This is a genomic window from Microbacterium lacus (assembly GCF_002812805.1).
Lineage (GTDB): Bacteria > Actinomycetota > Actinomycetes > Actinomycetales > Microbacteriaceae > Microbacterium > Microbacterium lacus_A.
Genome location: NZ_NMUM01000022.1, coordinates 219,966 through 244,480 on the forward strand (window position 1 = coordinate 219,966; position 24,515 = coordinate 244,480).

Genomic DNA, 24,515 nt, shown 5'->3' on the forward strand with positions numbered 1-24,515 from the left:
GCGTCGATCGGCGCCCGCCCGCACCACCACGGGAGAACTCATGCCAGACCCCACCCCGCCGACGACGGCCCCACCGGGCGATGCTGCGCGCTCGCCCGAACCTCGTCGAACGGTACTTGCCGAAGCCCACGAGCGGCTCGGCGCATCCTTCACCGACTTCGGCGGGTGGTGGATGCCGGTGCGCTACAGCTCGGAACTCGCCGAGCACCACGCCGTCCGTACAGCCGCAGGCCTGTTCGACATTTCGCACATGGCCGAGTTCATCGTGAGCGGCGAACGCGCGGGCGAGTTCCTCGACTACGCGCTGTCGGGGCGGCCCTCCACGATGCGGCTCGGCAAGGCCTCGTATGGCTTCGTGTTGACCGAGAGCGGCGGCATCGTCGACGACGTCATCGTCTACCGCCTCGGCGACGGCCACTACGTCGTGATCGCGAACGCCGGGAATCGGGATGCCGTGGCCACCGCGCTGGCGGAGCGCGAGGCATCCGTCCCTCCTCCCGCGCCACCGACACCGTCCGAGCCCGGCGCTGACGTCTACTTCGGTTTCGTGGCGGGAGCCACGGGCTTTCGTGTGGAGGATGTCTCGGACGACCTCGCGCTCATCGCGGTGCAGGGCCCGGCATCGGTCGCCATCCTCGCCGCGACCGAGGGGCTCGACGAGTTTGCGCCGAGCCTCGGTGACCTCGGCTATTACGCCGCAGCGGCCGCTCGGTTCGATGGGGCTCCGGTGTTCGTCGCCCGGACGGGCTACACAGGCGAGGACGGTTTCGAGCTCGCCGTGCCCGTTGGTCGGGCCGAGGAACTCTGGAACGCGCTCCTTGAGGCGGGAGAACCTCTCGGACTCGTGCCGGCCGGGCTTGCCGCACGCGACACCCTCCGGCTCGAGGCCGGCATGCCGCTCTATGGGCACGAGTTGTCGCGGAGCATCCGTCCCGCTCAGGCGGGTCTCGCGCGCGCGGTTGCGAGCGACGGGGACTTCGTGGGTCGCGAGGGCGCCAGCGCGGCGTTGGCTCCGGATGTTCGTGTGCTCGTCGGCCTCGCTTCGGAGGGCCGCCGGGCCGGGCGTGCGGGCTATGCCGTGTTCGACGGCGACGGACCGGCCGCGACCGAGGTGGGCGAAATCACGAGCGGCGCGCTCAGCCCGACGCTCGGGCATCCGATCGCCCTCGCCTACGTCGACCCGGCCGTTTCGACCCCCGGCACGCAGCTCTACATAGATGTCCGCGGTACGCGCATCCCCGCGACCGTCACACCCACCCCGTTCTACCGGAGGAAGAAATGACCGATCTCACCGCCCTGTCCTACACCGCCGAACACGAGTGGATCTCGATCGACGGCGATATCGCGACCGTCGGCATCACCGACTACGCCGCCGAGAAGCTGGGCGACGTCGTGTTCGTCGAGCTGCCGACCGTCGACTCGGGCGTGAGCGCCGGGCAGGTCTGTGGCGAGATCGAATCCACGAAGTCGGTCGGCGAACTCTACGCGCCCCTCACCGGCGACATCGTCGCGGTCAACGAGGCCGTCGCGGACGACCCGAGCCTGATCAACTCCTCGCCCTTCGAGGACGGGTGGCTGCTGAAGATCCGCATCGACGCGTCGCAGCCGGCGGAGCTTCTCGACCGAGCCGCATACATCGGCCTGACGGGTCAGGCTTCGTGACCGTGTCTCCCGGCGGCGCTTTCGCGGCGCGCCATATCGGGACGGATGCGGCGGCCCAGGCCGTGATGCTCGACACCCTCGGCTACCCGAGCGTTGACGCGTTGCTCGATGCCGCTGTGCCGGGCGCGATCCGCGTCCACGAACGCACGACGAGCGACATTCCACCCGCAGCGACGGAGGCTGAAGCGCTCGCCGAGCTGCGCGAACTGGCCTCGACGAACCGCGCGGCACGGCCGATGATCGGGCTGGGCTACTACGACACCTTCACGCCGTCCGTCATTCAGCGGAACGTGCTCGAGAACCCGTCCTGGTACACGGCCTACACGCCGTATCAGCCCGAGATTTCGCAGGGTCGTCTTGAGGCACTCATCACCTTCCAGACGATGGTGACCGACCTGACGGGCCTCGACATCGCCGGTGCCTCGATGCTCGACGAGTCCACGGCGGTCGTGGAAGGGATGCTCGTCGCCCGGCGTTCGTCGAAGTCCGGCTCGAATGTGTTCTTGGTCGACGCGGACGCGCTGCCGCAGACGCGCGCTCTGCTGGAGTCGCGCGCCGCGGCTCTGGGGATCGAGCTGCAGACGATCGACTTCGCCGCGCACGCCTCGGTCGCCCCGCGAGAGCAGCGAGTCGAAACGTCCGATCTGCCCGAGGCTTTCGGTGCCCTCATCCAGTACCCCGGCGCGTCCGGCCGCGTGTGGGACCCGTCCCACGCCATCGCCGCCGTGCAGGCACAGGGCGGACTCACGGTCGTCGCGGCGGACCTGCTCGCGCTGACCCTCATCGCCTCACCCGGCTCGCTCGGCGCGGACATCGCGGCGGGTACGACCCAGCGGTTCGGCGTCCCGCTCGGCTACGGGGGCCCGCACGCGGGCTACCTCGCCGTGCGCCAAGGCCTGGCTCGCCAGCTGCCGGGGCGTCTGGTCGGTGTGTCTCGGGACGCCGCGGGTAACCCCGCCTACCGTCTCGCGCTGCAGACGCGCGAGCAGCACATCCGCCGCGAGAAGGCGACGTCGAACATCTGCACCGCACAGGTGCTGCTCGCTGTCATGGCGGCGATGTACGCGGTCTATCACGGTCCCGAGGGCCTTCGTGCGATCGCGGAGGATGTCGCGGGCAAGGCGGAGGCACTCGCCACCGCGCTCCGGGAGTACGGTCTGACGCTCGAGTCGGATTCGTTCTTCGACACGCTCCGGGTCTTCGTCCCGGGCGACGCCCACCGCGTGATCGAGCGCGCCCGTTCCCGCGGATACCAACTGCTCTGGGTGGACGGCGCGACCGTCGGGGTATCGGTGGACGAGACCACGACTTCGGCAGACCTCGCCGCCGTGGCCTGGGCGTTCGGTCTCCCCGACGGCGCCGTCTCCACCACGCCCGAGGGTGCCCCTTCCGCGCCCGAGGGTGCCCCTTCCACGCGCGAGGGTGCCTCTTCCACGCGCGAGGGTGCCCCTATCGGCGCCCTGCCGACCGATCTGCTGCGCGAGGACGAGTACCTCACGCATCCGGTCTTCCACGCGCACCGCAGCGAGACCGCGATGATGCGCTATCTGAAGACGCTCGCCGACCGCGACTACGGGCTCGACCGCGGCATGATTCCGCTCGGCTCGTGCACGATGAAGCTGAACGCGGCGACCGAGATGGCGGCGATCTCGTGGCCGGAGTTCGCGCGGGTACATCCGTTCGCTCCCGAGGCCGACGTGCGCGGATACCTGGGCCTGATCGAGCAGCTCGAGACCTGGCTCGCCGAGGTCACGGGCTACGACGCCGTATCGCTGCAGCCGAACGCCGGGTCGCAGGGGGAGCTCGCGGGACTGCTGGCTATCCGCGGGTACCACCGTTCGCGGGGCGACCTCGGACGCGACGTCTGCCTGATTCCTTCATCGGCGCACGGCACGAACGCGGCTTCGGCTGTGCTTGCCGGAATGCGCGTCGTTGTCGTGGCATGCGACGAGGCCGGCAACGTCGACCTCGATGACCTGCGCGCCAACATCGAGGCGCACGCCGCGACGCTCTCCGCGCTCATGATCACGTACCCCTCGACCCACGGTGTGTACGAGCACGATGTACTCGACATCACCCAGGCCGTGCACGACGCGGGCGGGCAGGTGTACGTCGACGGCGCGAACCTCAACGCGCTCCTCGGCTACGCGCGGTTCGGTGATCTCGGCGGCGATGTGTCGCACCTGAACCTCCACAAGACTTTCGCGATCCCGCACGGCGGTGGCGGACCCGGAGTCGGCCCGGTCGCGGCGAAAGCGCATCTTTCACCGTTCTTGCCGGGGCATCCGTTCTCGCCGCGTGCAGACCACGCGGGCGGGTTCGTTTTCGACGGTGCGCCGATTTCGGGGGCGCCGCACGGTTCGGCGGGGATCTTGCCGGTGTCGTGGGCCTATGTCCGGATGATGGGGGCTGAGGGGCTGCGTCAGGCCACGGCCGCGGCGGTCCTTTCCGCGAATTATGTGGCGGCCCGGCTGCGCGCGCACTTCCCGGTGCTGTACACGGGTGAGAACGGGCTCGTCGCGCACGAGTGCATCCTGGACCTGCGGGCCCTGCGCGAGGCGACGGGGATCACGGTGGACGATGTGGCGAAGCGCCTGATCGATTACGGATTCCACGCGCCGACGATGTCGTTCCCCGTGGCGGGCACGCTCATGGTCGAGCCCACTGAGAGCGAAGAGCTCGCAGAGCTCGAGCGATTCGTCGAGGCCATGATCGCGATCCACGCCGAGGCTCACGCGGTGGCGGCGGGGGAGTGGCCGGCGGACGACAACCCCCTCGTGAACGCGCCGCACACCGCCGAGTCGGCGATCGCGGGCGATTGGGAGCATCCGTACTCCCGCGAGCGCGCCGTGTACCCGACTCATGCGCTGGTGCAGAACAAGTACTGGCCGCCCGTGCGGCGGGTCGACAACGCGTGGGGCGACCGCAACCTCGCATGTGCCTGCCCGCCCGTGGAGGCCTTCGCCTGACCCCGGCCGCTCGCCCCCGGGCCACACGCTCAGCACCGCCACGTCACCGCGAAACACCTCTCGTGCGACGAAACACCCTGTGTCCTGGGGTGTCTCGCCGCACGCGGGGTGTTTCGCAGACGGCAGGCGACAGAAACGCCCGGATGTCGGGGCTCACTCGATGGGACTGCTCCACCGAATGAGCCCCGACACACGCATGCTCTGTCTATCGCCGCAGGGTCGCGAGCATGGCGTTGTCGCGCGCCGCTACCAGCGGAACTCCGGCGCGCAGCAGCTTGCGCTCGATGGGCACTACCCGATGGGCGTCGGACCAATCCCATCGTGCAAAGCCGTCGGAATATCGTCGGAGTCGGTCTTCGCGCACCTTCTCTTTCACGACTCCTTCGACGGCTGCCTGGGCCGTTAATGCCACATACTTCCCGTATCCGTCCGACTCGCCAATCGCCCGGACTTTGGTCCACCAGAAGTCGGAGCGATCCGTGATTCCCTCGTAGGTAAAAACCTGCTGCAGCACCGGCACGGCGAAGCCCAGCCACGAGATCACGGCTCGACTCACGGACTCGCCCGCCGACTCAGCCCTCGCGTCGGCAAAGTCCCATACCCACCTCAGCAAGCGCTCGTTCCGACGGTTTGCGTCGTCAGATGACCAAGCGCGCAGCTGCTCTCTCGGCATCCCGCGCCGGAGCGCGGCGTCTGCCACGGCCAGCGCGTATGCCGGGGGGAGGTGCCGTGCTGTGTCAACGACGGTCGCCAGAAGGTCGGTGACGAACACAGATCCGATCGCCGCGACATTCCGAGCGCCCTGCGCGGCATGCACGACCACGTCACCGTAGCGTTTCGTGGACCGTCGATCCGGATCGAAGATGTGGATGTCGCGGGGCTCCCCGAAGATGGGTAGCTCGTGCAACACCGCCGCTGACTCGCGCATGAAGATGGCATCGGTGAAAACGAGCCCTGCCGCAGCGACCCGTTGGTGGTACCTCTCGTGCGGTTTCAGGCCCGTCCACCATTCCGCCCCTGCATAGACGCCGTGGCGCACCCGGAGGAGTTCCCCGCGAGCTGCTCGCCCGTACAGCCCCGTGTGCAACCGCCGCTCATCTGCGGCGAGCACGAACGGTGTTTCCCTCAGGGCGTCAGTATGCTGCACCCGTCCACCGTGACGGATTCGGCCGCGACCAACGGTTCAGACGCTGCAATCGGTGGACCGGCCCGTTCTGTCCACCGTTGTGCAGGACTGCCCCGTGGCAGACGATTGCGCACCCGCCCGACCGTGCCCTCGCGTCACCATCGCGGCGAAACACCCATCGTGAGACGAAACCACCCTCGACGAGGGGTTTGTGGTCGCGGCAGGGGTGTTTCGCCGTGTGAGCGGCAGGGGGGAAGGTCGGGACTGGGATGACTTGGACGGAGCAGCGGCCGGGCTCAGGCGCCCGGAACGCCGAACACGCCGGGCCACCAAACAACCGCGAGCGGGTACCCGATGAAGGCGATCACGTCGATCAGCGTGTGCGCGATGACGAGCGGCATGATGCGGCCCCAGCGCCGGTAGCACCAGCCGAACACGATGCCCATCACGAAGTTGCCGAGCATCGGACCGAACCCCTGATACGCGTGATACGCCGCTCGCAGCGCAGCCGTCGAGAGGATGATCGTCCACCAGCCCCATCCGAGCCGGCGCAGTCTGTCGAACAGGTACCCGATGAAGATGACTTCTTCGGTGAGTCCCGCGCGTACCGCCGCGAGCAGCAGGAGCGGGATCGTCCACCACGACGCGTCGAGGGGCGAGGCATCGACCTGAACGGTGATGCCGAGCGCGCGCCCGAGGGCGTACAGACCGAGCCCCGGCACACCGATCACGACGATCAGCAGGAAGCCGCGCCCGAAGTCTCCGCCGAAGCGGCGGAAGTCGAGTCCGATACGCCGGAACGCGGACTTGCCGGGTTCCCACAGCAGCCAGATCGCCAGGGCCACCGGCACCAGCGCGAAGAACTGCGACAGGAATTGATAGAGAACGGGCCAGAATTCGGATGCCGAAGCCCCCGGGTTGACCGACGCCGACTGATCGCCCAGCGATTCCTCACGGCCCAGGGACTCCACCAGCTGCAGCACCGAGTAGAGCGCCGAGCGGCCGACCGACAGGGCCAGCACGATTCCGATTTCCCACCACAGTCGAACGCGTGCGGTGCGGTCGAGTGCTACGGGGCTCAGGGGATCCACTTCGACAGATTGCCATATGGACGGCATCCTGAGTTAAGGCTATGTAACGGTTTTGCTCATGATTTGGAGCATTCGGACCAGGATGCCTAGGGTTTCTCTATCCCGCGCAGACTCACAACCGTGATGCTGCGCGTAACAGCACTCTTAACAGGAGGACAAGTGAAGCGCAACAAGATTGCCCTGTCGGGGATCGCGCTCCTCGCCGTCGGAGGGCTCACGCTCGCCGGCTGCGCGGGCAGCGATGACTCGGGCGACACCGACGGTGGCGGCGCGAGCGACGCGATCATCACCACGAACGGTTCTGAGCCGGAAAACCCGCTCATCCCCACCGCGACCAACGAGGTCGGCGGCGGAAAGATCCTCGACGCGATCTTCGCGGGCCTGGTGTCGTACGGTGCGGATGGCTCGCCCGTGAACGACATGGCCGAAGAGATCACGGTCGATGACCCGCAGAACCTGACGGTGAAGATCAAGGAAGGCCAGACCTTCACGAACGGCGAGGAAGTCACCGCCGACAACTTCATCAACGCGTGGAACTACGGCGCGCTTGCCTCCAACGAGCAGTACAACAGCTACTTCTTCGAGGACATCGAGGGCTTCAGCTACGATGAGGACTCGGAGCTCACGGGCCTCGAGCTGGTCGATGACTACACGTTCACGATCGCGCTGAACAAGCCGGCCTCGGACTTCGCGCTGCGCCTCGGCTACTCCGCGTACTACCCGCTGCCCGACGTCGCGTTCGAGGACATGGCCGCGTACGGCGAGAACCCGGTCGGCAACGGCCCGTACATGCTCGACGGTGAGGGCGCCTGGCAGCACGATGTGCAGATCGACCTCGTCGCGAACCCCGACTACCAGGGCGTGCGCGAGGTGATGAACGGCGGCCTGTCGATCATCTTCTACGCATCGCAGGATGCCTCCTACGCCGACCTGCTCGCGGGTGAGGTCGACGTCGTCGACCAGATCCCGACGGGCTCGCTCGCGACGTTCGAGTCGGACCTGGGCGACCGCGCGGTCAACCAGCCCGCCGCCGTCTTCCAGTCCTTCACGGTTCCCGAGTACCTCCCGCACTTCGAGGGCGAAGAGGGCCAGCTGCGTCGCCAGGCGCTGTCGATGGCCATCGACCGTGCACAGATCACCGACGTGATCTTCGAGGGCACCCGCACTCCGGCGAGCGACTTCACGTCGCCCGTCATCGCGGGATGGTCGGACTCGCTCGAGGGTGCTGAGGTCCTCGAGTACAACGAGGAAGAGGCCCAGCGTCTCTGGGCCGAGGCCGACGCCATCTCCCCGTGGGAGGGTTCCTTCCAGATCGCGTACAACGCCGACGGTGGCCACCAGGCCTGGGTCGACGCTGTGACCAACTCGATCAAGAACGTGCTCGGCATCGAGTCGTCGGGTGCCCCGTACCCGACCTTCGCCGAACTGCGCGAGCTCGTCAACTCCCGCACGATCACGACCGCGTTCCGCACCGGATGGCAGGCCGACTATCCCGGTCTGTACAACTTCCTCGGACCGCTCTACGCAAGCAATGCGGGCTCGAACGACGGCGACTACTCGAACGCCGAGTTCGACGCGCTGCTCGCCGAGGGCATCTCCTCCACCGACATCGGTGAGGCGAACGAGCTGTTCCAGCAGGCGCAGTCGATCCTGCTCGAGGACCTGCCGGCCACGCCACTCTGGTACTCGAACGTGACCGGCGGTTACGCCGAAACGGTCGAGAACGTCGAGTTCGGCTGGAACTCGGTTCCGCTCTACCACGAGATCACCAAGGGCTAAGTCCTGATCTCACTCGCGAGGCGGTGACGGTTACACGTCACCGCCTCGCGACATGTTCCCCAGGGCTCGCGTTCGCCCACCCGACGCGGCACGATGCTCTTAGCGGGTTCGCGCGTGCCGACCAGGCACGCGCTCGCCCCGTATCCGGAGGGAGTGAGGGTGCTCGCGTACATCCTCAGGCGTCTTCTGCAGGTCATCCCCGTGTTCTTCGGGGCGACGCTGCTGATCTATTTCATGGTTTTCGCCATGCCGGGGGATCCGATCCTCGCCCTTTTCGGCGACCGGACCCCGAACCCCACCTTGCTCGCTCAGATTCGAGAGCAGTACCACCTCGACGACCCGTTCCTGGTGCAGTACTTCTACTACATCACCGGTGTGTTGCAGGGCGACTTCGGCGTCAGCTTCTCCGGGCAGCCGGTCGGAGAAATCCTGTTGCGCACCTTCCCGGTGACAGCGCGGCTCGCGATCATGGCGCTTGTGATCGAGTTCACGCTCGCGATCATCATCGGCACCGTCTCGGCGCTGCGTAAGGGCAAGCTGTTCGACAACACCTCACTCGTGGTCGCCCTGATTTTCGTGGCCGTGCCGATCTTCGTGCTTGCGTTCCTCGCCCAGTACTTCCTCGCGATCCAGCTCGGGTGGTTCCGGCCGACGGTCGGAGCGCAGAACGGATGGTTCGACCTGCTGCTCCCCGCCATCGTGCTGGGGGTGAGTCTGTACGCGACGAGCATGCGACTGATGCGCGCGTCGACGATCGACACGCTCAATCAGGACTGGGTTCGCACCGCGTACAGCAAGGGACTCTCGCGGCGTCGTGTCGTGCCCGTGCACGTCGTGCGCAACTCGCTGCTGCCGGTCATCACGAACTCCGCCACGAACTTCGGCGTGCTGCTGGTCGGTGCGACCGTCACCGAGGGAATCTTCAACGTTCCCGGCGTCGGTAACACGCTGTATCAAGCGATCCAGCGCCAAGAGGGGCCCACCGTGGTCTCATTCGTGACGGTGTTCGTGGTCGTCTACGTGCTCGTCAATCTCGTTGTCGACCTGCTCTACGGTCTGCTTGACCCGAGGATCCGCTATGCCAAGTGATCTCACTCCTGCCCCGCACTTCGTCGCCCCTGTGCGCGACGCCACGATCAAGGTCGACGAGGTCCGTGTCGCTGCGAAGCGCAGCAACCTGTGGCTCGACGCGTGGCGCGACATGCGTCGTCGCCCGACCTTCTGGGTTTCGAGCGTCGTCGTCCTGATTATCGTGATCATGGCCTTTGCTCCGACCCTGTTCACACAGGTCCCGCCGAATTCGCAGTGCTTCCTCGAAAACAGCAACGGAGGCCCTGCCGCAGGGCACCCGCTCGGCTACACGTTCCAGGGTTGCGATGTCTGGTCGCGCATCGTCTGGGGGGCACGCACCTCCATCTCGGTCGGCCTGATCGCCACCGTGATCGGCACGACCGTCGGCCTGATCTTCGGGGCTCTTGCCGGCTTCTACGGCGGATGGCTGGACTCGCTCCTCTCGCGCATCGGTGACATCTTCTTCGCGATCCCGTACATCCTCGCGGCGATCGTCGTGATGAGCGTCTTCTCGCAGAACCGCACGGTCTTCACGCTCGCCTTCGCGATCGGCGGGTTCGCGTGGGCGTCGACGGCGCGCATCATCCGCGCCGAGATCCTGCGCGTGCGCCAGGCGGACTTCGTGATGGCGTCCCGGGCGCTCGGCCAGTCGCGCTTCCGGACGCTCGTCTCGCATGTCGTGCCGAACGCGTTGCCGCCCGTACTCGTCGTCTCGACGATCTCGCTCGCCGCGGCCATCGTTGCCGAGGCGACGCTCGCGTTCCTGGGGGTCGGCCTCGGGAGCGAGACGATGTCCTGGGGTAACGACATCAGCCAGGCGCAGCAGTCCCTGCGTGTCGCGCCGATGGCGCTGATCTACCCGTCGATTGCGCTCACCGTCACGGTGCTCGCGTTCATCGTGCTCGGTGAGCTTCTCCGAGACGCCATCGACCCGAAGGCGAGGGCCCGCCGATGAGCGAGCGCACCGACGTCCCGCTCCTGAGCATCCGCGACCTCACGGTTGCGTTCGGCGCCAACGAGGTGCTGCACGGCGTGAGCCTGGACATCTTCCCCGGCGAGACCGTGGCGATCGTGGGGGAGTCCGGTTCGGGCAAGTCCACGACGGCCTCCGCCGTCGTCAACCTCCTTCCGGGCAATGGCCTCGTGACGGGCGGAAGCATCAAGCTCGACGGGCGCGAGCTGACCGACCTCAACGCCACGCAGATGGAGCGCATCCGCGGGCGGGAGATCGGTTATGTCCCGCAGGACCCGATGTCGAACCTGAACCCCGTATGGAGCATCGGCTTCCAGGTCAAGGAGGCGATCCGCGCGAACGGGATCGCGTCGGGCCGGAAGGATGTCGACGCCCGCGCTATCGAGGTCCTCCAGCAGGCGGGACTTCCGGATGCGGCGAAGCGCCTTCATCAGTTCCCGCACCAGTTCTCGGGGGGCATGCGCCAGCGCGCCCTGATCGGCATCGGTCTCGCGGCCGACCCGAAGCTGCTGATCGCCGACGAGCCGACCTCGGCTCTCGACGTGACCGTGCAGCGCGTCATCCTCGATCACATGGCCACGCTGACCCGCGACAAGGGCACCTCGGTGCTCCTGATCACACACGACCTGGGCCTCGCCGCCGAACGCGCCGAGAAGATCATCGTGATGAACCGCGGTGAGATCGTCGAGATGGGCCCGAGCCGCGAGATCCTCGAGAACCCGCTGCACCCGTACACCCAGCGTCTCGTCGCCGCGGCGCCGAGCCTGGCGTCCAAGCGCATCCAGACACGGCCGCGCGAACAGGCCGACGCGAGTGCCGAGACGACCGCTCCCGCGATCGAGGTCCGCGACCTCGTCAAGGAGTACAAGATCCGCCTCGGTGGCTTCCGCAGCGAGGCCTTCCGCGCCGTCGACGGGGTCTCGTTCCAGATCCCGCGGGGCAAGACCCTGGCCCTCGTGGGTGAGTCCGGTTCGGGCAAGTCGACCGTCGCAAAGATGGTGCTGAAGCTCGAGGATCCGACATCCGGCGACGTGTTCGTCGACGGTCAGGATGTCGCGAAGCTGAGTGGACGCGAGGCCTTCCGGCTGCGCCGGCAGATGCAGCCGGTCTTCCAGGATCCGTACGGCTCACTCGATCCGCTCCGCAACATCGGCAACACGATCTCGGAGCCGCTCAACATCCACAAGGTCGGCGACCGCGCGTCGCGTCGAGCTCGTGTGGCCGAGCTGCTGGACCAGGTCTCTCTGCCGCAGGAGCTGGAGTCGCGTTATCCGAACGAGCTCTCGGGTGGGCAGAGGCAGCGCGTCGCGATAGCGCGCGCGCTCGCGCTGAAGCCCGATGTCGTCGTGCTCGATGAGGCCGTGTCGGCGCTCGACGTGCTGGTGCAGGACCAGATCCTGCAGCTGCTCGCCGAGCTGCAGAGCGAGCTCGGGCTGACGTACCTGTTCATCACGCACGACCTCGCCGTTGTCCGCGTCGCCGCCGACATGGTGGCGGTCATGGAGCGCGGCAAGATCGTCGAGCAGGGGACGGTCGACGAGATCTTCGCGAACCCCGCCGAGGAGTACACGCAGAGGCTGCTGGCCGCGATCCCGGGGGCGTCTATCCCGCTGGGCGGCGTGTGACGGGCATGCCCTCGCCGTCCGCACCGAACGATCCCGTCGGCGGGCGTCGGGATGTACGGGTATTCCGTGCTCCCTCCGCCACGATCGGGGCGATCGCCGGTGCTGTCGTCGCGCTCGCGTTGCTGGTCGACGCGGCCGTGCGAGCCGGGCTGGGTGAGATGCTGTTGTTGGCGCCCTGGGTGCTGCTGGTGCTCTGGTTCGTCTACGTGCTCGTCTATGCGCCGTACATCCGGACGGATTCCGAAGGCGTTCGCGTGCACAATCTGTTGCGCATCGTCGAATTCCCCTGGAGTGCCGTGCACGACATCGAGTTGCGCTGGCAGGTGCGCTTTCGTCTGAGTACGGGACAGGATGTCGCGAGCTTCGGTGGTCCGGTCGCCGGGCGCCCTGCGCGGCCGGGTCTGCGTCTCGGCGGGGGCGAGCGGCGAGAGCCTCCCGCTGAGCGCGATATGGAGCTCCTGCGCGAACAGTGGATCTCGGCGACCGAGGGTGACCCCGTGCCGGAGCTGACGGCGCCGGGGACCGCGCCCGCAGCATCCGTCGTCCGTCGCAGCTGGGACGTTCCGGCCCTGATCGCGCTCGTCGCCATCGCCATCTGGGCTGTGAGCGCACTGATAACCGTGAACTCCTTCTGATGACGGAAATGGGCAAGCCGCAAGCTGCGGTTGGCGCATTTCTTGCAGAGGGCGGGATTGTTACGTTCGTGAAAAGACGCGCTGATGTAGGCGACTGTTCCCCGGTGCCGGGTTAGGGTCAATGAATCGCCGGTCCCCACGGCGGTCTGAGAACCAGCATTCGTGACACCGAGTTCCATCCCGGAACCGTTTCCGAGAGATCCACGATGACGTACGCAACTTCCCCCGCTGCATTCCGCGATACCCCTGCCAGGCCCGCCCGGTGACGCTCTATGTGGTCCGCAGGTTCATCCATTACGCGATCCTCAGCCTGATCGCGACGTGCCTCGCCTACATCTTGGCGAGCGTCCTGCTGAAGCCCCAGGACCGGTTCTACGGGATGAATCCGCGCCCGCCGCAGTCGTCGATCGATGCGAGCCTGAACGCGATGGGTGTGAACCCCGACGTGCCGGTGCTGGTGCGGCTCTGGAACTGGCTCGTCAACCTGTTCACGCAGTTCTCGCTCGGCGAGACGGTCGGCGGGGCCCAGGTCACGGCCGAGATCGCGGCACGGTCGGGCGCCAGCCTGCGGTTGCTGCTGATCGGGTCGATCCTGGGTGCGATCGTCGGTGTGCTGCTGGGTGTCTGGGGAGCGGTGCGGCAATACCGCGCAAGCGACCAGATCGTCACGTACTCGTCGTACATCGTCTTCGCCACGCCGACCTTCGTCATCGGCGTTCTGCTGATGATTGCCGCGACGTCGTTCAACAACGCGGTGGGCACCCAGGTCATCCGCTTCACGGGTGAATACACGGCCGGGATATCCGGCGGGTGGTGGGATATCGCGCTCGACCGCGCCATCCACCTGCTGCTGCCGACGATCGCGCTCGTGCTGATCAGTGCCTCGTCGTACTCCCGCTATCAGCGCAGCGTCATGCTCGACGTGCTCGGCGCCGACTACATCCGCACCGCGCGGGCCAAGGGCCTGCCTCGCTCGAAGGCGCTCGTGCGCCATGGCGTGCGCATCGCGCTGATCCCGATGTCGACGTTCTTCGCCTACAGCTTCGGCACGCTGATCGCCGGCTCGGCGATGCTCGAGATCGTCTTCTCGTGGCGGGGGATGGGGCAGTTCCAGCTGAATGCCGTGACGCAGAACGACATCAATGCGGTGGCGGGGTCGACCCTGTTCGTCGCTGTGCTGGTGCTGCTGTCGTCGACGCTGTCCGAAGTGCTCTACGCGGCGCTCGACCCGAGGGTGAGGGCCTGACATGACCATGCAGCAAGAGGCGCTCGAGGCGCCGCTGGACCCCCAGGATGACGTCACGAAGACGCGCAAGCCGCTCTCGCGCAACCGCCTGGTGTGGGCGCGCCTGCGGGGCATGCCGCGATTCTGGGTAGGAGCATCCGTCTTCATCCTGATCGTGCTGTGGGCGTTCTTCGGACCGCTCGCGTACCCGTGGGGTGTCACCGACCGCGACGCGCTCAACATGGGCATGGGTCCGACACTCCGGCATTGGTTCGGCACCAACGCGATCGGACAGGACATCTACGCGCAGACGCTCTCGGGCCTGCAGAAGTCGCTCATCATCGGGCTGCTCGCGGGAATCGGCGCGACGCTGATCGCCGCGATCGTGGGCTCACTCGCCGGTTACCTCGGAGGACGCGCCGACAGCGTGATCGGATGGTTCATCCACCTGCTGCTCGTCATCCCGTCGTTCTTCATCTTGGTGCTGCTGAGCCCCCTGACCCGCGGGCTGTCGTGGCTGGCGCTCACCTTCTTCCTCGCCATCTTCAGCTGGATGATCATGGCCCAGGTCGTCCGCAACCAGACCCGGTCGCTCCGCAATCGCGACTTCGTGCGCGCCGCGCGCTACATGGGCATGCCGACGCGGAAGATCCTCGGCCGGCACATCCTGCCGAACATCGCCTCGCTGCTGATCATCGACGCGACGCTCGGCATTGTCGCCTCGATCATGGCCGAGACGTCGCTCAGCTACTTCGGGTTCGGTGTGCAGAAGCCGGATGTCTCGCTCGGCACGCTTCTCGCCGACGGCACCGCCGCGGCGCTCACCCGGCCCTGGCTCTTCGTCTTCCCCGCGGCGGTGCTCATCATCCTTCTCTTCGCCATCAGCCTGATCGGCGACGCCCTGCGCGACGCCATCGACCCGACCTCGGGGGTGAACCGTGGCTGAGTTCCAGGTCGGTCGCAAGGCCGCCGCTCGCACACCCGTCGTGGGGGCGCCGCTCCTCTCCGTCCGCGACCTCAGCGTGACGTTCCCGCAGCGCGGCGGCGACCCCGTGCGCGCCGTGCGCGGCATTTCGTACGACGTCCACGCGGGCGAGTTCCTCGGCATCGTCGGCGAGTCCGGCTCGGGCAAGTCCGTTTCGTCGCTGGCCGTCATGGGTCTGCTGCCCTCGTCCGCCGAGATCACGGGCGCCATCGAGTTCGAGGGGCGCTCGCTTCTGGGCATGGGCGACAACGAACTGTCGCGCATCCGTGGCGCCGAACTCGCCATGGTGTTCCAGGACCCGCTCTCGGCGCTGACCCCGGTGTACTCGGTCGGCGACCAGATCTCCGAGGGCCTGCGTCTGCACGACTCCTCCCTCTCGGTTCAGGCCGCGCACGCGCGCGCGGTCGAGCTGCTGAAGATCGTCGGCATTCCCGACGCCGAGCGTCGCGCCCGCGCCTTCCCGCACGAGTTCTCGGGCGGAATGCGTCAACGAGCCATGATCGCGATGGCGATCGCGAACGACCCGAAGGTGATCATCGCCGACGAGCCGACGACGGCGCTCGATGTGACGATCCAGGCCCAGATTCTCGAGGTGCTCGAGACCGCGCGCGAGATCACGGGCTCCGCGGTCGTGCTCATCACGCACGACCTCGGCGTCGTCGCCGGTCATGCCGATCGTGTCGGCGTGATGTACGCCGGCAAGCTCGTCGAGCTCGGCACGACCGACGAGGTCTTCCACGAACCCCACATGCCCTACACGATCGGCCTGCTGCGCTCGGTGCCGAACATGCTGACGGCCGGCACGCAGCGCCTGGTGCCGCTCGAGGGGCGACCGCCATCGCTCAGCGCCCTGCCGCGCGGGTGCCCGTTCGCCCCGCGCTGCCCCGTCGCGATCGACGCCTGCCGCGATATCGAGCCCGAGCTGCTCGAGCACGATCCGGGTTCGGTACCGCCGCACGTTTCAGCGTGCATCCGTGCCGGCGAGATCGCGCGCGGTGAACTTTCGCGCGCAGAGGTGTTCCCGCGTCCCGAGCCGCTGCCACAGGAGGAGCGCGCCCAGACAACGGATGCTCCCGTCGTTCGAGTAACCGATCTGGTGCGCCACTTCCCGCTCATGAAGGGGTCGATCTTCCCGCGCCGGATCGGCACCGTGCGCGCCGTCGACGGGGTTTCGTTCACGCTCCAGGCGGGCCGTACCCTCGGGCTCGTCGGTGAATCCGGATGCGGCAAGACCACCACGATCCTCGAGATCATGGAGATGGTCGCGCCCCAGGGCGGAAAGATCGAGATCTCGGGCAAGGACGTGGACCAGCTCGGCAAGGGTGCGCGCCACGCGTTGCGGGAAGACATCCAGATCGTCTTCCAGGACCCGATGGGCGCCATCGACCCGCGCCTGCCGATCGGCGAGGTCATCACCGAGCCGCTGTGGGTCGCGGGCAAGCCCAAGGCCGAGCGCGACAAGCGCGTCGTCGAGCTGCTCGAACTGGTCGGCCTCGACCCCGCGATGGCCGATCGCTACCCGCACGAGTTCTCGGGTGGTCAGCGCCAGCGCATCGGCATCGCCCGCGCGCTCTCGACGAACCCCTCGATCATCGTGCTCGACGAGCCCGTCTCGGCGTTGGATGTCTCGATCCAGGCCGGCATCATCAACCTGCTCGAAGACTTGAAGGACCGTCTCGGCCTGTCGTTCCTCTTCGTCGCCCACGACCTCGCCGTCGTGCGACAGATCGCCGACGACGTGGCCGTGATGTACCTCGGTCGCATCGTCGAACAGGGGCCGATCGCCGAGGTCTTCAATGAGCCCAGGCATCCGTACACCAAGGCCCTCATCTCGGCCGCACCGATTCCCGACCCGCGCATCGAACGCGCCCGCACACGCATCCTGCTGCAGGGGGACCTCCCGAGCCCGACGCAGGAGATCTCGGGGTGCCGCTTCCGCACCCGCTGCCCGCTGTACGCGTTGCTGGACGACGCGTCGCAGCAGGTCTGCCGCGGAAGCGACCCCGAACTTACCCGGCACGGCCGCGCGAGCGTCGCCTGCCATCACGCGGATCGCTCCGCGCTGATGGATCAGGTAGCTCTCGACCGCGCCGGGTAACGCCCGAGGTGACGGCACCACGCCACCCCGGTCTTCCCCAGAAAACACGAGAGGAAACGATCACATGAGAACTCGAAGTGCGAAGGCGCTCGGCGCCATCGCGATGCTCGGCGCAAGCGCGTTGATCATCGCGGGCTGTTCAGCAGGCAACACCGGGGGTCCGAGCGACGCCCCGACGGATGCGGCTGAACTGCCCTCCACCGACTGGGTGCGCGCGGACGCCGCGGACGTCCAGGACGGCGGCGACCTGACCCTCGCGGTCTCGGCCCTGCCCGTCAACTTCAACATCTACCAGATCGACGGCAACGAGTCCGACACCAACGACATCGTCGAGACGACGCTCGGCGGCCCGTTCAAGATCGACGAGACCGGCGTACCGATCGTCGACGAGAACTACGCGTCGTCGGCCGAGATCACGAGCGAAGACCCGCAGGTCGTCGAGATCACGCTCAACCCCGACGCGGTCTGGGAAGACGGAACCCCCATCACGGTCGCCGACTACGCGGCCACGTGGCTCGCCAACAACGGCTCCAACGAAGAGTTCATCAACGTCTCGACCGCAGGGTGGGACCAGATCGAGTCCATCGAGCAGGGCGACGACGAGTACCACGTCGTCGTGACCTTCTCGTCGATCTACGCCGACTGGCAGGGCCTGTTCACGAGCGTGCTCAAAGAGAGCATCGCGAGCGACCCCGCCGCGTTCAACGAGGGCTTCCTCACGCAGGGCATGCCCTCGAGCGGTCCCTTCATGTTCACCGACATCGACGTGACCGGCCAGGTCATCACGCTCGAGCGCAACCCGCTGTGGTGGGGCGAGACCCCCAAGCTCGACCGCATCCTGTTCCAGGCCGTCAGCCAGGACCAGCAGGGTTCGTCGTTCGCGAACGGTGAGATCGACGCGCTCTACATCTCGGCGAGTGCGGACCTCTACGAGACCGCGCAGACCGTCGACGGCGCGGACATCCAGGCCACGAACGGCCTGACGTGGACCCACGTCACGATGAACGCCAAGGAAGGTCCCCTCGCGGACGTCAACGTGCGCAAGGCGGTCGCCTCGATCGTCAACCGCGAGCAGATCGCGGCCGCGGCCAACACGCCTGTCGGCGTGCCCGCCGTCACGCAGGGCGACTACATCTTCATGCCCGGTCAGGATGGCTACACGGATGACGCGCTGCCCTACGACCTCGATGCCGGTGCCGCGTTCCTCGAAGAGGCCGGATACAGCAAGGACGGCGACTCGTGGGTCAAGGACGGTGAGCCGCTCGAGCTGAGCGTCACCGTTCCTGCCGACACCGCGACGAACATCCAGCGCGCCGAGCAGGTCCAGGCCGACCTCGGTGAGTTCGGCATCCCCGTCGAGCTCGTTTCGGTTCCCGTTGCCGGCTACTTCAGCGACTACGTGATCCCGGGCGACTTCGAGATGGTCAGCTTCTCGTGGGTCGGCACCGCGTTCCCGATCTCCTCGTCGGAGCCGCTGTTCTTCCCGCTGGACTCCGAGCAGAACTTCACCGGCACGACCGATGAGGCGCTCGGCGACCTGTGGGACCAGGCCAACACCGAGCTCGACCCCGAGGCGCGCATCGAGATCGCGAACGAGATCAACGCGGCCATCTGGGAGTACGTCCCGATGTTCCCGATCGCGCCGCTCCCGAACGTGTACGCCGTCACGGATGGTCTCGTGAACTGGGGCGCCACGCAGTTCGAGACGATCGACTGGACGCTCGTGGGCTGGGCCGCCGAGTAAGCAGCGGTTGTTGTCCGGGCGGGGCGGGATCCTTCGGGGTCCCGCCCCGCTGTCGTTCCTGGCGCATCCGGGCGCCCACACCGCGCGGAAGAGGGCACTCGCCGGGCTCACAGCGGCCTGCGATAGGCTGACGGGGACTGGACCCTTCGACACCGGCTGTTGAGCCTCTCGAAACACCGGGCCATCTCTCACACTTCCCATCACTGCAAGGACCTTTTCATGGCGCGTGCCTTCCGTTCCGATCTCCGCAATGTCGCGATCGTCGCGCACGTCGACCACGGCAAGACGACGCTGGTGGATGCCATGCTCCGCCAGACGGGCTCGTTCGGCTCGCACGAGCACACCGAAGAGCGCGCGATGGACTCGAACGACCTCGAGCGCGAAAAGGGCATCACGATCCTCGCCAAGAACACGGCGGTGACCTACAAGGGTGTCCACGCGACCGACGGTCCCGTGACGATCAACGTCATCGACACCCCCGGCCACGCCGACTTCGGTGGCGAGGTCGAGCGCGGTCTGTCGATGGTCGACGGTGTCGTCCTGCTGGTTGACGCATCCGAGGGACCCCTCCCGCAGACGCGGTTTGTGCTGCGCAAGGCTCTCGAGGCAAAGCTCCCCGTCATCCTGCTGGTCAACAAGACCGATCGCCCCGACGCGCGTATCGCCGAGGTTGAGGAAGAGAGCCACGACTTGCTGCTCGGGCTCGCGTCCGACCTGGTCGACGACGTTCCCGACCTTGATGTCGACGCCCTGCTCGACGTCCCCGTGGTCTACGCCAGCGGTCGCGCGGGCGCAGCTTCCCTCAACCGCCCCGACAACGGCGCGCTGCCCGACAACGACGACCTCGAGCCGCTGTTCGGCGCGATCCTCGAGCACGTGCCCGCGCCGTCGTACGAAGACGATGCGCCCCTGCAGGCGTGGGTCACAAACCTCGACTCGAGCCCCTTCCTCGGACGCCTCGCCCTGCTGCGCGTCTTCAACGGCACGCTGAAGAAGGGCCAGACGGTCGCGTGGGTGCGTGCCGACGGTTCGACCAGCAACGCGCGCATCACTGAGCTCTTCAAGACGCGCGCCCTCGAGCGTTACCCCGCGGATGACGCGGGCCCCGGTGACATCGTCGCGATCGCCGGCTTCCCCGACATCACGATCGGCGAGACGATCGCGGATCCCGACGACATCCGTCCCCTCCCGGGGATCACGGTCGACGACCCCGCGATCTCGATGACCATCGGCACGAACACCTCGCCGCTCGTCGGCAAGGTCAAGGGGCACAAGCTCACCGCGCGTATGGTCAAGGACCGCCTCGACCGCGAGCTGATCGGTAACGTCTCGCTCAAGGTCCTCGACATCGGACGCCCGGATGCCTGGGAGGTGCAGGGTCGAGGAGAGCTGGCCCTCGCCATCCTGGTCGAGAACATGCGACGCGAGGGCTTCGAACTCACCGTCGGTAAGCCGCAGGTGGTCACGAAGCAGGTCGATGGCAAGACGCACGAGCCCTTCGAGCACCTGACGATCGACGCTCCCGAGGAGTATCTCGGCGCGATCACACAGCTCCTGGCGGCCCGCAAGGGCCGCATGGACAACATGACCAACCACGGCACCGGCTGGGTTCGCATGGAATTCATCGTTCCCTCGCGCGGCCTGATCGGCTTCCGCACCGAGTTCCTGACCACGACCCGCGGCACCGGCATCGCAAACGCGATCTCGCACGGCTACGAGCCTTGGGCGGGCGCGATCGTCACGCGCCAGAACGGTTCGATCGTTTCCGACCGCTCGGGTGTCGTCACCCCCTTCGCGATCATCGCCCTGCAGGAGCGCATGTCGTTCTTCGTCCAGCCCACGCAAGAGGTCTACGAGGGCATGGTCGTCGGTGAGAACTCGCGCGCCGATGACATGGACGTGAACATCACGAAGGAGAAGAAGCTCACGAACATGCGTGCCGCGAGCTCCGACACCTTCGAGTCGATGACGCCGCCGCGACTGCTGACGCTGGAAGAGAGCCTCGAGTTCGCCCGCGACGACGAATGCGTCGAGGTCACGCCCGAGATCGTCCGTATCCGCAAGGTCGCGCTGGACGCAAACGAGCGCGCTCGCGCCACGGCACGCCTCAAGCGCCAGGGCTGACCTCAGAAGCCGCAGCTGCACCGAGAGGACGCAACATGCCGTGCGGGGATGAGTCCCCGCGGCATGTTGCGTCCTCTCGCTGCATGCACGGGCGAATTCCGGGGGTCGGGCTGCGCGTCGCGGTGCCGGTGCGGCCACCGGATCTCGATCGGCATGCGGGAGCGCGCGCGCCCCGCGGATAGGCTCGAGGGATGCCCCAGCCGCCCGACTCCGAGGCGCGCCGCGCACGCAGGCAGGCGCTCGGGGTCGCTCTCGCGACGAGCGTCTATGGGGTGTCGTTCGGCGCCCTGTCCGTCGCATCCGGGCTCGATGTGTGGCAGACCTGCATCCTGAGCCTGGTGATGTTCACCGGGGGCTCGCAGTTCGCCTTCGTGGGCGTGATCGGCGCCGGGGGGCTGGCGGCGGCGCCCGCCGCGATCGCTTCGGCAGCCCTGCTCGGTGTGCGTAACGTCGCGTACGGCATGCGGATGTCTCCCGTCATCGGTCAGGGAGCGCTCCGTCGCGCGGGGGCCGCGCACTTCACGATCGACGAGTCGACCGCTGTCTCCCTCGCCCAGACCACGCCGCATGCCCGCACGCTCGGGTTCTGGCTGACCGGGCTCGGAATCTACGTCGGCTGGAACATCACGACGCTTCTCGGAGCCCTCCTGGGCGACGTCCTCGGCGACCCCAAGGCGTATGGCCTCGACGCCGCCGCCGCGGCCGCCTTCCTCGCGCTGCTGTGGCCGCGGCTCCGCGGGCGCCAGGCCATCGCCGTGGGTGTGGCCGCGGCGGTCGTCGCGACCGTCTTGACCCCGGGATTGATGCCCGGGATGCCCGTGCTGCTGGCCGCCGTCGTTGCGATCGTCGTGGGGTGGTTCAACTGGCTCGGCCGCGATGACGTGCCCCCTCTCGAGCCGCTCGACGTCCCGGAACGCGAGGGACTGCCATGACCCTCTGGACCGCGGTGCTGCTCGCATCCGTCATCTGTCTCGCGCTCAAGGCGGTCGGGTATCTGCTGCCGACCGCGTGGGTGCAGGCGCCTCGCCCGGCGCGGATCGCCGACCTGCTCACCGTCGCCCTGCTCGCGGCCCTGGTTGCCGTGCAGACCCTCGGTGCGGGCCAGGCGCTCGCCGTCGATGCGCGGGTGCCGGCCGTGCTGGTCGCCGCGGGGTTGCTCGCCATCCGCGCCCCGTTCCTCGTGGTGGTCGCTGCGGCAGCAGTGACGGCAGCCCTGCTGAGGCTCGCGGGCTGGGCCGTCTGAGCCGGGACTCGCGCGGGGTATCGTCGAGCCCATGCCGCAGTTCGTCTCACGCATCCCGACGTTGGTCATTGCCGCGCTCGCGGGCGCCGTTTTCGGCGTCGTCGGCACGGTCGCTCACGCGGCGACGATCTGGGGCATCCCGGTCGGCCTCGTCCTGGGGATCCTCGGGGCCGCGGCCCTGATGCTCGCCATCCGGCTGCTCGCCGATCGGTGGGCCTCGGTCGCGGCCGGCGTAGGCATAACGCTGGCCGTCATCGTGTTCTCGGGGGAGGGACCCGGCGGATCCGTCATCGCCCCCGCGGGCATGGCCGCTGTGATCTGGACGGTCGCCTGCCCGCTCGTCGCCGTGCTGATCGTGGCCTGGCCCGAGTTCCCGACGTCCACCCGGCCCGCTGCAGTCTCGGGGCCTGACGCGTCCGTCGGCGGCGACGCCGGCCGGATCTGAGCGCGTCCGCGCCGACATAGACTGGTCGGGTGACCTACGTGATCGCCCTCCCGTGCGTCGATGTGAAGGATCGTGCCTGCATCGACGAGTGCCCCGTCGACTGCATCTACGAGGGCGAACGATCGCTGTACATCCACCCGGATGAGTGCGTCGACTGCGGTGCTTGCGAGCCCGTGTGCCCGGTCGAGGCCATCTACTACGAAGATGACCTGCCCGCCGAGTGGAGCGACTACTACAAGGCCAACGTCGAGTTCTTCGACGACATCGGGTCCCCGGGTGGAGCAGCCAAGGTCGGCGTGATCCACAAGGATCATCCCGTCATCGAGGCGCTCCCTCCGCAGGAGCACTGAGCGTGGGGGTCCTGGGCCTCCCCGACTACCCGTGGGACCAGGTCGAGCCCTACGCGGCCCGGGCGCGGCAGCATCCGGATGGCATCGCGGATCTCTCGATCGGCTCGCCGGTCGATCCCACTCCCGACATCATCCGCCGGGCGCTCTCCGAGGCGACGGACGCGCACGCGTACCCGCAGACGGTCGGAACGCCCGCGCTTCGTGAGGCGATCGCCGAGTGGTTCGACCGCCGACGCGGTGTCGCCGGGCTCGAACCCCGCAACGTGCTGCCGACGATCGGGTCGAAAGAGCTCGTGGCGCTGCTGCCGACGCTCCTGGGGCTCGGCGAACGAGATGTGGTCGTGCATCCGCGCGCCGCGTATCCGACGTACGAGATCGGTGCGCGCGTTGCGGGAGCGATCCCGTTCGCGTCGGACGAACCGGACGAGTGGCCTGCCGGGACGCGCCTCGTCTGGCTCAACTCGCCCGGCAACCCCGATGGTGGAGTGCTGGATGCCCCGCAGCTCGCTCGCGCGGTCGCCCGTGCCCGCGAACTCGGCGCCGTCATCGCCGGCGACGAGTGTTATGCCGAGCTGGGCTGGGCTGGCCCGTGGGCGAACGAGCCCATCCCCAGCATCCTCGATCCGCGTGTCACGGGCGGTGACCCGACGGGCGTGCTGGCCGTGTATTCGCTCAGCAAGCAGTCGAACCTCGCCGGGTACCGTGCCGCGTTCCTGGCGGGTGACCCCGACTTGATCGCGCGCCTCGCCAACGTGCGCAAGCATCTTGGGCTCATGCTGCCCGGCCCTGTACAGGCGGCGATGGTCGTCGCCCTCGGTGACGACGCGCACGTCGCCGCGCAGAAGGAGTTGTATCGCGCCCGCCGCGCCGCGCTCAAGCCGGCGCTTGAGGCGGCCGGGTTCACGATCGACCGCAGCGAGGCCGGTCTTTACCTCTGGGCGACCGAGGGGCTCGACGCGTGGGACAGCATGGGGCGGCTGGCGGATCTCGGCATCCTCGCGGGCCCGGGCGTCTTCTACGGCGAGCACTTCCCGCAGCATGTTCGGCTCTCGCTTACCGCGACCGACGAGCGCATCGCCAGCGCGGCAGCGCGGCTCCGCGCGACCGTTTCGTAGACATCCACCATCGAATCCGCCGACGCTTTGGGCGGTTCGATAGTAGGCGCGATGGCCCACTAGGCTGTAACGACGCGGATGTCTGGGGCCCATCAGCCTCGACGCCGCCGTTCCGGTCTTCGCTTCACCAGCGCCGCGCCGAACGAAAGCCGCCCGCCGCGGCTGAACCCCCAGACGACGACAATCGCAAGGAGGCGCCGTGAGCAACGATGTCAATGAAGACGCCACGCAGAACGAATCGGGCAGCACGTCGGC

At 67.7% G+C, this 24,515-nt stretch carries 20 protein-coding genes; 18 read left to right on the forward strand and 2 right to left on the reverse strand.

The window, feature by feature from the left end; all coding sequences use genetic code 11:
- Positions 1-40 precede the first annotated feature (40 nt).
- From CGU34_RS07355 to gcvP, 3 genes are all read left to right on the forward strand, one after another.
- Positions 41-1,282, forward strand: a complete 1,242-nt coding sequence (locus CGU34_RS07355; protein WP_036299437.1) for a glycine cleavage system aminomethyltransferase GcvT — start codon at positions 41-43, stop codon at positions 1,280-1,282.
- On the forward strand, positions 1,279-1,662 hold the full coding sequence (gcvH, locus tag CGU34_RS07360; RefSeq protein WP_036299430.1) for a glycine cleavage system protein GcvH: 384 nt from the start codon (positions 1,279-1,281) through the stop codon (positions 1,660-1,662). Before CGU34_RS07355 ends, gcvH begins: the two co-directional genes overlap by 4 nt.
- Positions 1,663-1,727: 65 nt before the next feature.
- On the forward strand, positions 1,728-4,631 hold the full coding sequence (gcvP, locus tag CGU34_RS07365; RefSeq protein WP_232711595.1) for an aminomethyl-transferring glycine dehydrogenase: 2,904 nt from the start codon (positions 1,728-1,730) through the stop codon (positions 4,629-4,631).
- Between the two features lie 205 nt (positions 4,632-4,836).
- Here the strand turns inward: gcvP and CGU34_RS07370 are convergent, their stop codons facing one another.
- Positions 4,837-5,742 carry a hypothetical protein gene (locus tag CGU34_RS07370; protein WP_100813729.1) on the reverse strand — a complete coding sequence of 302 codons (906 nt, stop codon included), beginning with the start codon at positions 5,740-5,742 and terminating at the stop codon, positions 4,837-4,839.
- A gap of 311 nt (positions 5,743-6,053) precedes the next feature.
- Positions 6,054-6,875, reverse strand: coding sequence for a CPBP family intramembrane glutamic endopeptidase (locus CGU34_RS07375; RefSeq protein WP_100813730.1), 822 nt, complete (start codon positions 6,873-6,875; stop codon positions 6,054-6,056).
- Positions 6,876-7,007: 132 nt separating this feature from the next.
- Here CGU34_RS07375 and CGU34_RS07380 point away from each other — a divergent pair, with 132 nt between their 5' ends.
- From CGU34_RS07380 to dapC, 15 genes are all read left to right on the forward strand, one after another.
- Positions 7,008-8,627: a peptide ABC transporter substrate-binding protein gene (locus CGU34_RS07380; protein WP_100813731.1), complete on the forward strand. Its 1,620-nt coding sequence runs from the start codon at positions 7,008-7,010 to the stop codon at positions 8,625-8,627.
- A gap of 159 nt (positions 8,628-8,786) precedes the next feature.
- Entirely contained in the window at positions 8,787-9,716 is a 930-nt protein-coding gene (locus CGU34_RS07385) for an ABC transporter permease (protein WP_100813732.1), read from the forward strand.
- Positions 9,706-10,653, forward strand: coding sequence for an ABC transporter permease (locus CGU34_RS07390; protein WP_100813733.1), 948 nt, complete (start codon positions 9,706-9,708; stop codon positions 10,651-10,653). The genes CGU34_RS07385 and CGU34_RS07390 overlap by 11 nt, the downstream gene beginning before the upstream one ends.
- Positions 10,650-12,296, forward strand: a complete 1,647-nt coding sequence (locus CGU34_RS07395; RefSeq protein WP_100813734.1) for a dipeptide ABC transporter ATP-binding protein — start codon at positions 10,650-10,652, stop codon at positions 12,294-12,296. The genes CGU34_RS07390 and CGU34_RS07395 overlap by 4 nt, the downstream gene beginning before the upstream one ends.
- Before the next feature lie 5 nt (positions 12,297-12,301).
- Positions 12,302-12,931, forward strand: coding sequence for a PH domain-containing protein (locus CGU34_RS07400; protein WP_100813780.1), 630 nt, complete (start codon positions 12,302-12,304; stop codon positions 12,929-12,931).
- A 262-nt stretch (positions 12,932-13,193) separates the two neighbouring features.
- Positions 13,194-14,177, forward strand: coding sequence for an ABC transporter permease (locus CGU34_RS07405; RefSeq protein WP_100813735.1), 984 nt, complete (start codon positions 13,194-13,196; stop codon positions 14,175-14,177).
- 1 nt (position 14,178) lies between these two features.
- Positions 14,179-15,102 (forward strand): ABC transporter permease, encoded by a 924-nt coding sequence (locus tag CGU34_RS07410; RefSeq protein ID WP_100813736.1) that lies wholly within the window; start codon positions 14,179-14,181, stop codon positions 15,100-15,102.
- Positions 15,095-17,239, forward strand: a complete 2,145-nt coding sequence (locus tag CGU34_RS07415) for an ABC transporter ATP-binding protein (protein WP_232711581.1) — start codon at positions 15,095-15,097, stop codon at positions 17,237-17,239. Before CGU34_RS07410 ends, CGU34_RS07415 begins: the two co-directional genes overlap by 8 nt.
- Positions 17,240-17,303: 64 nt before the next feature.
- Positions 17,304-18,983 (forward strand): ABC transporter family substrate-binding protein, encoded by a 1,680-nt coding sequence (locus tag CGU34_RS07420; RefSeq protein WP_198517710.1) that lies wholly within the window; start codon positions 17,304-17,306, stop codon positions 18,981-18,983.
- Between the two features lie 219 nt (positions 18,984-19,202).
- Complete coding sequence (gene typA, locus CGU34_RS07425) at positions 19,203-21,107, forward strand: translational GTPase TypA (RefSeq protein ID WP_100813737.1); 1,905 nt, start codon at positions 19,203-19,205, stop codon at positions 21,105-21,107.
- Positions 21,108-21,298: 191 nt separating this feature from the next.
- Positions 21,299-22,039, forward strand: a complete 741-nt coding sequence (locus CGU34_RS07430; RefSeq protein ID WP_100813738.1) for an AzlC family ABC transporter permease — start codon at positions 21,299-21,301, stop codon at positions 22,037-22,039.
- Positions 22,036-22,350 carry an AzlD domain-containing protein gene (locus tag CGU34_RS07435; protein ID WP_036298531.1) on the forward strand — a complete coding sequence of 105 codons (315 nt, stop codon included), beginning with the start codon at positions 22,036-22,038 and terminating at the stop codon, positions 22,348-22,350. The genes CGU34_RS07430 and CGU34_RS07435 overlap by 4 nt, the downstream gene beginning before the upstream one ends.
- Positions 22,351-22,381: 31 nt before the next feature.
- On the forward strand, positions 22,382-22,795 hold the full coding sequence (locus tag CGU34_RS07440) for a DUF6113 family protein (protein WP_198517711.1): 414 nt from the start codon (positions 22,382-22,384) through the stop codon (positions 22,793-22,795).
- Between the two features lie 29 nt (positions 22,796-22,824).
- Positions 22,825-23,145, forward strand: coding sequence for a ferredoxin (gene fdxA / locus CGU34_RS07445; RefSeq protein WP_036298533.1), 321 nt, complete (start codon positions 22,825-22,827; stop codon positions 23,143-23,145).
- Positions 23,146-23,147: 2 nt separating this feature from the next.
- The gene (gene dapC, locus CGU34_RS07450) at positions 23,148-24,260 is read left to right on the forward strand and encodes a succinyldiaminopimelate transaminase (RefSeq protein WP_036298535.1); all 1,113 of its coding nucleotides are present in this window, start codon (positions 23,148-23,150) and stop codon (positions 24,258-24,260) included.
- The last annotated feature ends 255 nt before the right edge of the window (positions 24,261-24,515 follow it).